General features: G+C 48.6%; 11 protein-coding genes. 5 read left to right on the plus strand and 6 right to left on the minus strand.

Translation table 11 applies throughout. The annotated features are described in order from the left end of the window. Positions 1-23: 23 nt before the first annotated feature. From ugpB to CPY98_RS19405, 6 genes are all read right to left on the minus strand, one after another. Entirely contained in the window at positions 24-1,346 is a 1,323-nt protein-coding gene (ugpB, locus tag CPY98_RS19380; protein ID WP_043489487.1) for a sn-glycerol-3-phosphate ABC transporter substrate-binding protein UgpB, read from the minus strand. A 189-nt stretch (positions 1,347-1,535) separates the two neighbouring features. Beyond that, on the minus strand, positions 1,536-2,237 hold the full coding sequence (gene livF / locus CPY98_RS19385; RefSeq protein ID WP_025799385.1) for a high-affinity branched-chain amino acid ABC transporter ATP-binding protein LivF: 702 nt from the start codon (positions 2,235-2,237) through the stop codon (positions 1,536-1,538). 2 nt (positions 2,238-2,239) lie between these two features. Further along, on the minus strand, positions 2,240-3,010 hold the full coding sequence (gene livG / locus CPY98_RS19390; protein WP_025799388.1) for a high-affinity branched-chain amino acid ABC transporter ATP-binding protein LivG: 771 nt from the start codon (positions 3,008-3,010) through the stop codon (positions 2,240-2,242). Beyond that, entirely contained in the window at positions 3,007-4,278 is a 1,272-nt protein-coding gene (locus CPY98_RS19395) for a high-affinity branched-chain amino acid ABC transporter permease LivM (protein ID WP_096388625.1), read from the minus strand. Before CPY98_RS19395 ends, livG begins: the two co-directional genes overlap by 4 nt. Further along, complete coding sequence (gene livH / locus CPY98_RS19400; protein WP_043489495.1) at positions 4,275-5,201, minus strand: high-affinity branched-chain amino acid ABC transporter permease LivH; 927 nt, start codon at positions 5,199-5,201, stop codon at positions 4,275-4,277. The genes CPY98_RS19395 and livH overlap by 4 nt, the downstream gene beginning before the upstream one ends. Positions 5,202-5,396: 195 nt before the next feature. Beyond that, positions 5,397-6,509 carry a branched-chain amino acid ABC transporter substrate-binding protein gene (locus CPY98_RS19405; RefSeq protein WP_096388626.1) on the minus strand — a complete coding sequence of 371 codons (1,113 nt, stop codon included), beginning with the start codon at positions 6,507-6,509 and terminating at the stop codon, positions 5,397-5,399. A 417-nt stretch (positions 6,510-6,926) separates the two neighbouring features. On the opposite strand from CPY98_RS19405, the gene panM reads away from it, so the two are divergent. The 5 genes from panM (at position 6,927) to CPY98_RS19430 (ending at position 12,643) form a co-directional block, all read left to right on the plus strand. After that, positions 6,927-7,340, plus strand: coding sequence for an aspartate 1-decarboxylase autocleavage activator PanM (gene panM, locus CPY98_RS19410; protein WP_025799394.1), 414 nt, complete (start codon positions 6,927-6,929; stop codon positions 7,338-7,340). 429 nt (positions 7,341-7,769) lie between these two features. Continuing rightward, entirely contained in the window at positions 7,770-9,794 is a 2,025-nt protein-coding gene (tssI, locus tag CPY98_RS19415; protein ID WP_096388627.1) for a type VI secretion system tip protein TssI/VgrG, read from the plus strand. Then, positions 9,794-10,075 (plus strand): PAAR domain-containing protein, encoded by a 282-nt coding sequence (locus tag CPY98_RS19420; RefSeq protein ID WP_096388628.1) that lies wholly within the window; start codon positions 9,794-9,796, stop codon positions 10,073-10,075. The genes tssI and CPY98_RS19420 overlap by 1 nt, the downstream gene beginning before the upstream one ends. Positions 10,076-10,097: 22 nt before the next feature. After that, positions 10,098-11,423 (plus strand): DUF4123 domain-containing protein, encoded by a 1,326-nt coding sequence (locus CPY98_RS19425; RefSeq protein ID WP_096388629.1) that lies wholly within the window; start codon positions 10,098-10,100, stop codon positions 11,421-11,423. Further along, a complete protein-coding gene (locus CPY98_RS19430; RefSeq protein ID WP_096388630.1) occupies positions 11,423-12,643 on the plus strand; it encodes a toxin VasX in 1,221 nt (406 codons plus the stop codon). Before CPY98_RS19425 ends, CPY98_RS19430 begins: the two co-directional genes overlap by 1 nt. Positions 12,644-12,660 lie beyond the last annotated feature (17 nt).

Below are 12,660 nucleotides of genomic sequence, written 5' to 3' on the forward strand. Positions count from 1 at the left end.
GATTGGCAAGGTAGAACCAAAAACTACTTCGCCGATTTTTCAAAGCGCTCTAACAGCTGATTGCCGCGTAATACCGCTTCATCCAGTGCCTGCTGTGGCGTTTTCTTACCGGTCCAAACACCCTCAAGTTCTTCATCAACCACGGTACGAATTTGCGGCATATTGCCTAAACGGACGCCCTTGGTGAACGCCAACGGCGGCTTGTTCAGCATTTGTCGCGTGGCGACATCTGCGCCCGGATTTTTATCATAGAAGCCCTGCTGTTTGGTCAGCTCATAGGCCGCCGTCGTGATCGGCAGATAGCCGGTTTTTTGATGCCATTCGGCGGCAATCTCTGGCTTGGCTAAGAATTGGAAGAACTCCGCTACGCCTTTATAAGTTTCAGGCTTTTTGCCGTTCATCACCCACAGGCTGGCACCGCCGATAATGGCATTTTGCGGGGCATCTTTTGCGTCGGCGTCGTAGGGCATAAAAGCCACGCCGTAGTTAAATTTGGCATACTGTTTAATGTTGGCAAGCGAGCCGGAAGAGCCGGTCATCATGGCACAGTCGCCGTTATAGAATTTCGCCGTTGGCTCATCTTTACGGCCAAAGTAGCTGAAATCGCCTTTTTTGAGCATGTCGGACAGCAGTTGAATATGCTTCACCTGCAACGGCTTGTTAAACTCTAAACGCGCCGACGGGCCGCCAAAGCCGTTGTTTTCCGTGGCAAAAGGAACACCGTTCCACGCGCTGAAGTTTTCCAGTTGTACCCAGCCCTGCCAGCCAGACGCATATCCGCAGCTCATGCCGCTAGCGCGTAGCTTCGCCGCGTCGTCTGCCAGCGCCTGCCATGTTTTTGGTGGCTCATCCGGATTTAAACCCGCTTTTTTAAAAGCGTCTTTGTTGTAGTAGAGCACCGGCGTTGAACTGTTGAACGGCTGAGAAAGAAGTTGCCCAGAAGTATTATCGGCGTAATAGCCTGCGACGGTTGGAACAAACTGGGACTCATCGAAAGGAATGCCCGCCTCTTTGAATACCTGATAAACCGGCTTAATCGCCTGTTTAGCCTGCATCATGGTGGCCGTGCCGACTTCATAAACCTGCAAGATTGCTGGCGCTTTACCCGCGCGGAAAGCCGCAATCCCCGCCGCTAGGCTTTGCTCATAATCGCCTTTGTAAACCGGCACCACTTTGTATTCATTTTGAGATTGGTTAAAACGCTGAGCAAGGCTATCGACTTCAGTACCGAGCTCCGCCTCCATCGAATGCCAGAACGGAATTTCAGTGACCGCCAACGCGGGAGCGCTGAGGCAAAATGTGACCGCCAAGCTACAGATGCTGCGTTTTATTGTCTTATTCATCATGCTAAATCCCCGTCGAATGAGTGTTATCACCGTAAAAGTTGAGTGATAAAGAACGTCTTATTTTCGGGATGTACCATGACATGCGCGTATGACAGAAAAATAACCGATAGGTGAAGGAAATGTGACGGAGGGATGACGGTAACAAAGGAAAATCAGCCATCCTCAAATAAACGAAGATGGCCGAGAATTCTATCCGCCCAAATAGGCACTACGCACGGCGCTGTTTGCTAACAGCGCTGAGCCGCTGTCTTCCAGCACCACGTGCCCGTTTTCAAGCACGTAGCCACGGTCGGCCAGCTTGAGCGCCTGATTGGCATTTTGTTCGACCAGAAATATGGTCATGCCCTCTTCGCGCAGCTGTTGAATGGTATCGAAAATTTGCAGAATGATGATGGGCGCTAGGCCCAGCGACGGTTCATCGAGCAGCAACAGCTTAGGCTGGCTCATCAAGGCACGCCCGATTGCCAGCATCTGCTGTTCACCACCGGACATGGTGCCTGCGCGCTGTATACGACGTTCATACAAACGAGGGAAGAGATCGTAAACTCGCGCAATACGCTCTTGATACTGGTGGCGATCGGCAAAGAACCCGCCCATCGCCAAGTTCTCTTCCACCGTCATGCGCGAGAATACCCGACGCCCCTCCGGCACAATCGCTATTGCCTCACGCATAATGCGGGCCGTCTGCCAGTCGGTGATGTCTTGCCCAAGAAAATTGATGCGCCCCGAGGTCGCTCGCGGCTCACCGCATAGCGTGCCCAGCAGCGTCGTTTTTCCCGCACCGTTTGCACCGATAAGCGTTACGATTTCACCCTTCTGGATCTGAATACTGACGTTGTGCAGCGCCTGAATTTTTCCGTAATGAGCCGAGACATTGTCTAAAGTCAGCATAGTTACGCCTCTCCCAAATAAGCACGAATAACATCCGGATTATTGCGCACCTCTTCAGGTGAGCCTTGTGCCAGCGGGGTTCCCTGATTTACCACGTAAATTCGGTCTGAAATATCCATCACCAATTTCATATCATGCTCAATCAACAGCACAGAGACCTGATGATGATTGCGTAAATCGGCGATCAGCTCGTTAAGCTCATCGGTTTCTTTTGGGTTAAGCCCTGCGGCCGGTTCATCCAGCATCAGCAATTCAGGACGCGTCACCATACAGCGGGCTATCTCTAGTCGGCGCTGCTGACCATAGGCTAAATTCCCCGCCTGACGGTTTGAGAACTCCAGCAATCCCACGCGATCTAACCATACGGCGGCACGCTCTAATGCATCGGCCTCAGCGCGGCGAAACGTTGGCGTTTTTAGCAGGCCCGCGAATACCCCGCTTTTCAGATGTTGATGCTGTGCAACCAGCAGGTTTTCAACCACCGTCATCTCTTTGAACAAGCGGACATGCTGAAACGTGCGTACCACGCCCATTCGTGCAATTTGCTGCCCAGCCAACCCCGCAAGCTCACGGTCGCGCAGTTTAATCGAGCCGCTGCTCGGGCGATAAAAACCAGTTAAGCAGTTAAATACCGTGGTTTTGCCCGCCCCGTTCGGCCCGATAAGTGAGACAATTTCCCCCTCATTAAGCATCAGCGCAACGTTATTCACCGCTAGCAATCCGCCGAAGCGCATGCATAAATTATTCACTAGCAACAGAGGTTTGGCGCTCATGCTTGGCCTCCTTTGCGTGGGGCAAATTTCAGCTGTGGACGCTTCATTGGCAGTAATCCTTGTGGCCGCCAAATCATCATCAGCACCATCAGCGCACCGAGCAACAGCATGCTGTATTCATTTAAATCACGCATCAGTTCGCGAGACACCACCAAGATCACCGCGGCCAGAATCACCGCAAACTGCGATCCCATCCCGCCTAATACCACGATCGCCAGCACAAAGGCCGATTCCACGAAGGTGAAGGATTCAGGGCTAACAAACCCCTGCCGCGCCGCAAATAAGGTTCCCGCAAAGCCGGCAAACGCCGCGCTGATAGTAAACGCCGTCAGCTTGATCCGCGTTGGGCTCAGGCCTAATGAACGACAGGCAATTTCGTCTTCACGCAGCGCTTCCCACGCTCGCCCAAGCGGCATCCGCAGCAGTCGATTGATTACAAACAGCGTGATGACCACCAGCAGCAACGCCACGAGATATAAGAAGATGATGCGATCGCTTGGATCATATTTCAGACCAAAAAATTCATGGAATGATCCCCAGCCGCCGTCGCGCACGCTGCGGTTAAATTCCAGCCCGAAGAAGGTCGGTTTGGGGATCTGGCTGATACCGTTTGGGCCGCCGGTAATCTCCGTGTTGTTAAGCAGCAAAATACGTACAATTTCGCCGAAGCCTAACGTAACAATCGCTAAGTAGTCGCCGCGCAGTCGCAATACGGGGAATCCCAGCAGCAGACCAAAGGCTGCGGCAACGATCCCCGCAATTGGCAGGCTTTCCCAAAATCCAATGCCATAATAGTGATTGAGCAGCGCGTAGGTATAAGCGCCGATGGCATAAAAGCCGCCGTACCCCAACACCAGCAAACCAGACAGCCCGACCACGACATTCAGACCTAGCCCCAGCATGACGTAGATAAGCGTCAGCGTGGCAATATCCACGGTGCCGCGTGATACCACGAATGGCCACACCACCGCGGCGATAAGGATCAGCGCCAACACCAGTTTTTGCTTCGGCGTGGATCCATCCAAGCTTGGCAGCACTAGAGAGGGGCCGGAGACTTTTTTGAAACCCTGCTGGATCATCGGGCGCATCAATTGGAAGAAGAAGACCACCACGCAGCCCGCGCCAATCCATTCCCAGCGCACAGAATCCGCCAGATTAACCACCAAATGGGTGCCATCTAGGCCAAGCTGAACGCCCATAATAAATGACGCTAGAACAAACATCGTGACGGTGGAAATAATCGCATTAACCAGATTGAGCTGTTTCATACTTTCTCAACCTCCGGGCGTCCCAAGATGCCGGTAGGCATCACCAGCAGCACCACAATCAGCAAGGCAAAAGACACTACGTCTTTATATTCCGTACTCAGATACGCCGAGGTTAGCGCTTCCGCCACGCCTAGAATCAGGCCGCCAATCATCGCACCAGGAATACTGCCAATGCCTCCCAATACCGCCGCGGTAAAGGCTTTCATGCCCGCCATAAACCCAATATAGGGATTGATAACACCGTAAAACTGCCCCAGCAATACGCCAGCCACGGCCGCCATAGCAGCACCAATCACAAAGGTCAGTGAGATAACGCGATCGGTGCTAATACCCAGCAGGCTCGCCATTTTGAGATCTTCGGCGCACGCACGGCAGGCACGCCCCATGCGGGAATAACGGATAAATAACGTCAGCGCCAGCATGGCGAGGAACGTCACTACCCAGATAATGATTTGCATGGTGGAAATGCTGGCGGCAAAGCCATTACTTTCCCCTAGAGTCCATTGGCCAGTCACTAAGCGCGGCAGCGCCAGATCGCGCGAGCCCTGCGTAAGGCTGACATAGTTTTGTAAGAAGATGGACATCCCAATCGCGGAGATCAGCGCAATGAGACGTTTTGACGAGCGAACGGGTTTATAAGCCACGCGCTCGATGCTCCAACCATAGGCACTGGTGATGACGACCGCCACAATGAATGCCGCGCCAATCAATAACCAACTGGCATCGATACCGAGCATCATCAGCGCCGCAATCACAATAAAGGAGACATAGCTGCCGATCATATAAACCTCGCCATGCGCGAAGTTGATCATGCCGATAATGCCGTAAACCATCGTGTAACCAATGGCGATCAGCGCATAGGTGCTCCCCAGCGTTACGCCGTTGAACATCTGCTGAATGAAATAAAGGAACTGTTCTGACATACCCTATCCTTATAATGCAAGGGGGTGGCATCGATGTTCTACGCCTCTTCTTCGCAGGGAAGAGTTGGGGTTTAACAAGTAACGACTTCTGGTAATGACTTCAGCTATCTTCTTTCCCCGCATTGCCGCAGCCGATCGCCGTTCGGCTCCCTCCCCTGACAAGGGGAGGGCTGGGGTGGGGTTAGCGCTCAGAACTTACTTCACCGCGGTTGATGAACCATCGGCGTGCCATTCGAAGATACCGAACTCGAAGCCTTTCAGATCGCCTTTGTCATCCCAGCTCAATGGCCCCATCACGGTATCAACCGGTTGAGCTTTGAGGTTTTTGATGATGTCAGCAGGCTCTTCGCTTTTACTACGCTCCATGCCGGTGGTCAGCGATTGCAGCGCGGCATAGGTGGTCCACACAAACGGGCCAGTTGGATCCAGCTTTTTAGCTTTCAGCGAGTCCACGATGGCTTTGTTAGCCGGAGCCTGATCGTAGCGCTGCGGCAGAGTGACCAGCATGCCTTCGGAAGCATCCCCCGCGATGTTAGACAACGAAGAGTTACCCACGCCCTCAGGCCCCATAAACTTAGCCTTCAGACCAGCTTGCTTAGCCTGACGCAAAATTTGCCCCATCTCTGGGTAGTAGCCACCGAAGTAAACAAAATCGACGTTCTCTTTCTTCAGTTTGGCCACCAGCGTGGAGAAATCTTTATCGCCTGCCGTCACACCTTCAAATAGCACGGGCTTCACATTGGATTTCTCCAACGCATCTTTAACCGAACGAGCCAGACCTTCACCATATTGCTGCTTGTCATGCACCACGGCGATGCGCTGCGGTTTAATGGTGTTGAGAATATATTTCGCCGCCGTTGGCCCCTGATCGGAATCCAGCCCGGTGGTACGCATAATCAGCTTATAGCCGCGCGTGGTGAGATCGGCATTGGTCGCCGCAGGAGTTATCATCAACACGCCTTCATCTTCATAGATATCCGAGGCGGGCTGAGTGGAAGAAGAACACAGATGGCCGATAACGTAGCGAATACCATCGTTAATCACCTTGTTTGCCACCGCTACCGCTTGCTTAGGATCGCAGGCATCGTCATATTCCACGCCGACTAATTTGTCGCCGTTCACACCGCCTTTCGCGTTGATATCAGCAATCGCCTGCTTAGCACCGGTAAATTCCATATCGCCATATTGCGCCACTGGGCCAGACATCGCCCCCACGATGGCAATTTTGATGTCCTTCGCCATCACGCTGCTGCTCATGGCTAACGCCATACAACCCGCCAGAAAAACCTTACCCTTATTAATACTCATCCGCTCATCCCCGCCTGTCGTTATGTTTATTGTGTTTGCTTTGATGTGTTATCACGCAACATATTATTAACATAAAACGCTTTTATGCATAAGAAATAATGAATTATGTGATTTCACAGCAATGTTTTCTAATAAGGCTTTATTTTTCATGCCATTAAACAGGATATTTCTTCTGTAAATCAAATCAGAAGACTAGGAACAAGCGGTGTAAACAGCACAAAAATCGGAGAATTACGGCAACATTTATCACTAGGCGAGCACGTTCATCTGTTAAACAATTCATTTACTAATTTTTTACTCTGAAAATTGTAGAAGGATAAAAATAATCAGCTCAAATTTTGTACATAAAAAGTTACACCGCCAATGGATGCAGATCACTTACAATGCTTATCAATTATTCTCGGCAGAAGATAAAACATGAAACTCACCATTGAGCGCTTAGTAGAATTAAATTCAGACGACATCCGTGACTTGGGAAAAGTGTGGCCAGAACAGCAGCCAGAAGCATGGCAAGCGTGGCTCGAAGCGGGAAATGCCCTATTCGCCGCCCGTTTCAATGACCGACTATTAGCTGCCGTAAAGGTATTTGCCGATAAACCCAAAGGTTTCGCCACGCTGCATGACCTGTGCGTGCGTGAAGTGACCCGCCGCCGCGGCGTAGGTTTATATCTGATTGAAGATACTCTGCGTCAGTTGCCTGATATCAACGTTTGGCAATTGGCCGCAAGCGAGGTTCCAAGCGAGAACCGTGAAGAGATGGATGCTTTCATGAAGGCGTGTGGGTTTAACTTCTGCGAACTGAGCAACGGCGAACAGGGCTGGCAGAGTTAGGGTGAGGTAAACAGATCATTATGCCCATCATACTTCAAGATGCATTTTTGTTGGCGGCGCTCACTTGCCGCCTCAATGCAACTCGAATTATTTTGGGTATAGCTCATATTAATTGAGAGTTATGATCTGTTTATTAATTAAATAATATAGATAAATCATAACGCATTTTGCATATCACCAATTATACATAACTAACTACTCAAGAACACTGATATAAATCCACCTTAATTATTATTAATGATTGTGAAGCATAAATCATTTTTACCTTTAAGCTAATGACCCGAAACATCAAGCCACAGTAATATAAAAACCACTTCTTCCTTAGAATGACACGGCATCAAACTGATTTATTTTAAATAAATAACAAAAACAAATATCACCAACGAATACATATATTACATGGATGAATTCAAATAAGGATATATTTAAATGAGAAGAACAGGATTATATTTTTCCTGCAAAATTGGCGACCTTCCATCCGAAACATTTGACGTTGCAGAGTTCACCTTAAATGAGGGCTTATCACAACTATTTACCCTCACTCTCAAAGTTGTTAGCAAGCGAGACGATTTCAATCTTGATGCTCAATTGCTGCAAAAGGCGTCTTTAACCGTCACAGTAAACGACGATGAACAGCGCACCATCAGCGGTCTTGTCGCTGGCATAGAGCGCGGAGACTCTGGGTTTAGACGCACATTTTATACACTAACCATTCGCCCAGAAGCTTGGGTCATGACGCTCAACCAAGACAGTCGAATTTACCATCAGCTCACTGTCCCTCGCATTTTGGAACAACTTCTGCAAGACAACCATGTTCAGGCTAATTGCACCCTGATAAAAGAGAACCATCTGCAACGTGAATATGTGACGCAAAAGCGAGAATCATCTGCCCATTTTTTTGACAGGCTCGCCGCCGAAGAGGGTTTTGTATATTGGTTTGACGAGCAAGGCATGTGCTATAGCGATAGCCTGTACGGCATGTTGGTCGACGCCACGGTGATATATAACCCACATCCTCAATCGGCAATTCAAGGCGATATTATTAGTCAGTTACGCTTTGGCTCGTATATGCGCCCTCGCGAAGCCACTCATAAAGATCGTAATTACCATAATCCGAACAGCCAGCTAAATCATCGCGTACTCAGTAAACAACAAGGCGTGCCGGGCTCTCCACATTCGGTTTTTGACAGCTATGGTCGGTTCCAATTGGACTCAGAGGCAAGCCCGATGGTGCGTTATCGCGCTGAGCAATTGAGTTCCGACAGCAAGAAAGGGATCGCGACGTCTAACTGCATCAAATTGATGCCGGGTAGGATGTTTGATCTGATTGAGCATCCGGTGGAGCAAATGAACGATCGTTGGCAGGTTGTAACAGCGATTCACCATGGCTTGATGCCTGAAGCATTGGAAGAAGAAGACAGCGGCGGAGGCACAACGCTGGTTAATGAGATTACGTTTATTTCCGCCCGCGATGAATGGCGAGCCCCATTTCATTACAAACCGCTCGCCGACGGCGATGAAATAGCCGAAGTTGTCGGCCCCGTCGGAGAAGAAATTTATGTCGATGAGTACGGCGCGGTAAAAGTGCATTTCCACTGGAATCGCTATGATAAACCTGATGAAAAGGCTTCATGCTGGGTGCGTGTTGCACAGGGCTGGAACGGCAGCGGATATGGTTTTTTGGCCACTCCGCGTATAGGGCAAGAAGTTATTGTTTCGTATCTAAACGGTGATATCGACCGCCCGATCATTACCGGCTGTACCTATAACGCCGTTAATAGAACACCGCTAAAACTTCCCGCAGAAAAAACACGTACAACGTTTAAAACTAAAACGCACAAAGGCGAAGGTTTTAACGAACTGCGCTTTGAAGACGACGCTGGGCGAGAAGAAATTTATATCCATGCCCAAAGAGATCAATTAATTGAAATCAAACACGATAAAACCCAAAAAATAGAGAACGATGAAAGCCATACCGTAATGAATAACCACAGTCATTACGTGGGCAAGGATGAGTCTCTTCATATCGTTAAAGATCGATATATTCAAATAGATGAGAACCAGTTTGAAACTATCGAAAAAGATCTTATTACGAAGATTAATAACAATTGGGAAGAAAAAATTCACGCTACCCACACCCAAAAGGTAGGGGAAGATAAAGTGTGTGACATCGAGGGAAAATATACCACTAACGCCGTTGAAGGTATTCATAGCCACACCAAGACGCATACGCTTCAAGCCAGCGAGCAAGTCATGATCAAAGGCAAAGCGGGAACGATTACCATCAATAGTAGCGGCATCACCTTGGCAGGGATCGTCACGATCAAAGGTGAACTCAACGTTATGCCCGGCATGCCCGGTTCGCTCTCGTCTCTATCAGGCGCAGCCAATGAAGGGCAGCCCACCGCCGAAGATTGCCGTGAAAAAGCACGCCAAGAACAGGAGGGGAAATAATGCGCCCCGTTATCTGTTTAAACGATAAAACCAGCACCGGCGGCAAAGTGCTTCAGGGTTCTCTACTCATGAAAATTAAGGGAAAACCCGTCGCGCTGGTCGGTATGCAAGCCACCTGCAATGCCTGTAAAAAAGGGATCGGGACTCTCGTCGCGGCAGGGCCACGCCTAGGTAAGGTCAATAATATCGACATTGTGCTGGCCGGAGATTACGTTGCCTGCGGCTGCCCTCCCTTTAGCAATATCGTGATACCAAGCCAACAGATCGGAACCATTGAATAACACGGCAGAATGGAATCAGCACATGAACGAAATATTCGATGGCATGACTAACGGTGGTGCCTTTTGGGTCACCGAAACTATTTTTGACGATCCTCAGACAAGAAAAGGGACAAAACATACTCAGCTCCGGGCCCCTACCCTGATTTATGCTCAGGAACGACGGGATGTGGTCAGCATATTGTTTCGCTATTTTACTCAGCAAGGGCTGAATAACGCCGATTACACCGAAATAATGCCGTTCGATACGTATCTAGAAAACAGCCAGCGTTATGAAAAAACGTTTATTTTAGCAGCGCAAACGTTGAATGACGCTCATCCTGTCTTTATGGATCGCCGCTATTGTTTCGACCTGCTACCGAGCCAAGATGGCGATCTTTTCAATAGAGCAATAGCGATCAAAGCGATAAAAACGCCATTGCTCAAGCCGGATGCTGAGCCAAATATCGGCCACTGCCTGCAAAAAATGATCGTCCGACAAGATGCTAGCAAACAATATAGCCTGCATTGCTACGCCATTATTGATGCAGCAATTTACCAGTTGGATGGGCGTTTTCTGGTGCCTGACCTCATCGCTTCAGGGCTCACTTGGCGCTGTCTATTTAAAGGTGAATCAGAAAGCGTGATGGAAAATATTGCACCTTACCTGATTGATATAACGCCATATACGGATAAACAGACACTTTTCCTTCAACGGTTAATCACGCTGTTCACTCAACAACCGCTCGGGATCATTATCCAAAGCAAAGAGAGCTTTGGCATTGTTTATCATCATCTGCGCAAATTCACCTATGTGAAAAATCCAGAGACCCAACGCTGGTGTTATTTACGTTTTTATGACCCGAGAGCTCTGCCCACGATTATCAGCCTGATGGATTATTCTGGCCTAGCCTCATTTATGCGCCACGCGCTCGCCATTATTTATCTTCAGCCCAATCAAAGCACCGTTGTCAATATCATCTCAGTGACCCATAAAGTGAGAGCGATAAAAGGCAGCTGTTTTCGATTAACTCAGCGTATGTGTAACTATTTCTCCCAAAGCGCCTATCAAACTTTTATCCAAAAAGTCGATCGGTTCATCGAAGAGCATGTAGGCGATAAATCACAGATCACTGAAGGCTTTCGCTCTTATTTTATTGTTCAACATATCAACCAAGCGCTGCGCTGGGGCTTCTCTTTAGAAAAGCCCGTTTTACTTTACGTTGCCGCGCGCAGTATGAGCTATCTCCCAGAGATTAAATGGGGCGAGTTGGTTAAAGCTCACACCTGCCGTTTCCCTCTTAGCCAAGAGCTTAGAGCCAAACACCTGTTTGGCCTTGTTTGGCATCTGTCAGAAATTAAGGCTGTTTAATGGACAAAATGGATCAGGCCATGCAGGCCGCAGACGATAGTACTTCAGGCTCAACGGAAGTGGGCGCCTATGAATCCCCTTGTGATAGCGATATTAAGCCGATCTATCCGGTTCGCTATGCCTATGCCAATTTTTTTGAGTCAACGTTGCAATACGCGTTTCCACCACAGGATATTCAAACTCTACTTTCAACCACCACCGTCGGAGATGCGATGGGCTATGTGGTACGCCTGCTGCGCCCCGGCTGGATATATATCAAAGACGAAGATTTTGGCACTTTCTCTATTTTTAAATATGAGCAGCAAGAAAAAACCATCAATGGCAAAAATCAGTGCGTTGAGCGCTATCGGAAATTTATTTTCAAAAATGGCAATGATGCTAGCGACGGAGTAATACCCGAGTCTGGCGCTCGCGGTGAAGGTTATTATTTTGCTTTTGTGTCTAAGAAAGTCTCCAACATCAGCATTGTCTATAGCGAACATGAATGGCATGCCAACGTGATTAACGCCATTAATGGAGACAAAAAGCTGCGACAAAAATCGATGCAGAGTATTAATTTAGATGAAGATAAAAGTCTTTATGCACTTGAAGCCACAGAGGCTAATTTCACCAGGCTCATTGAAGATTATCGGCACAAGCAGCAGCGCGTATTAACCCTGTCAGACAAAGGCCATCCCGATAATTTAGGCGATATGGGTATTGATATTCTCACTACTCAAGAATCTTATTGGATGGATGCCGATGGTATTGGAAAAGAAATTCGTAGCAAACTTTGCTACGGAGAAAAAGCGCGCATTGTCGTGCTGTTTGACCCTGTCGGACGGCAAAAAGAAATTGTGCAAGCACATCGTATTTTGATTCAGTGGCAGCAACAGTTTCTGGCTGAAAACCACTATCCGCTAACGATTGGCGGGTTTGTTGAGCAACTAAAAAATAGCGACAACGAAGATATCCAAAAAGCAGTAAAAAACGGCATTAATCAGGATAACTGGAATCATTATTGGCTCGAAATAAAGCAGGAACAGGAAACCTATCTAGAACGCCAAAGAATGTTCTCCAAGCTGTATGAACAATTCATGATGAGCCCACTGGTGACTAACTGCGTGGGAGGTCTAGACTCCTACTTCAAATACTTTTTACCCTCACTCCAAGCCCCAAAACACAGCAGGATGAATTCAATAAGCTCATCGATATTGCCAGCGAAATCTTTATTAGTGTAACGGATTCCGAGCCGGGT

The sequence above is a fragment of the Hafnia sp. CBA7124 genome (assembly GCF_002355555.1).
Lineage (GTDB): Bacteria > Pseudomonadota > Gammaproteobacteria > Enterobacterales > Enterobacteriaceae > Hafnia > Hafnia alvei.

Coding starts and splice junctions, on each gene's coding strand:
- ugpB (WP_043489487.1), bottom strand. CDS start 1,346: ATGATGAATAAGACAATAAAACGCAGCATCTGTAGCTTGGCGGTCACA.
- livF (WP_025799385.1), bottom strand. CDS start 2,237: ATGCTGACTTTAGACAATGTCTCGGCTCATTACGGAAAAATTCAGGCG.
- livG (WP_025799388.1), bottom strand. CDS start 3,010: ATGAGCGCCAAACCTCTGTTGCTAGTGAATAATTTATGCATGCGCTTC.
- CPY98_RS19395 (WP_096388625.1), bottom strand. CDS start 4,278: ATGAAACAGCTCAATCTGGTTAATGCGATTATTTCCACCGTCACGATG.
- livH (WP_043489495.1), bottom strand. CDS start 5,201: ATGTCAGAACAGTTCCTTTATTTCATTCAGCAGATGTTCAACGGCGTA.
- CPY98_RS19405 (WP_096388626.1), bottom strand. CDS start 6,509: ATGAGTATTAATAAGGGTAAGGTTTTTCTGGCGGGTTGTATGGCGTTA.
- panM (WP_025799394.1), top strand. CDS start 6,927: ATGAAACTCACCATTGAGCGCTTAGTAGAATTAAATTCAGACGACATC.
- tssI (WP_096388627.1), top strand. CDS start 7,770: ATGAGAAGAACAGGATTATATTTTTCCTGCAAAATTGGCGACCTTCCA.
- CPY98_RS19420 (WP_096388628.1), top strand. CDS start 9,794: ATGCGCCCCGTTATCTGTTTAAACGATAAAACCAGCACCGGCGGCAAA.
- CPY98_RS19425 (WP_096388629.1), top strand. CDS start 10,098: ATGAACGAAATATTCGATGGCATGACTAACGGTGGTGCCTTTTGGGTC.
- CPY98_RS19430 (WP_096388630.1), top strand. CDS start 11,423: ATGGACAAAATGGATCAGGCCATGCAGGCCGCAGACGATAGTACTTCA.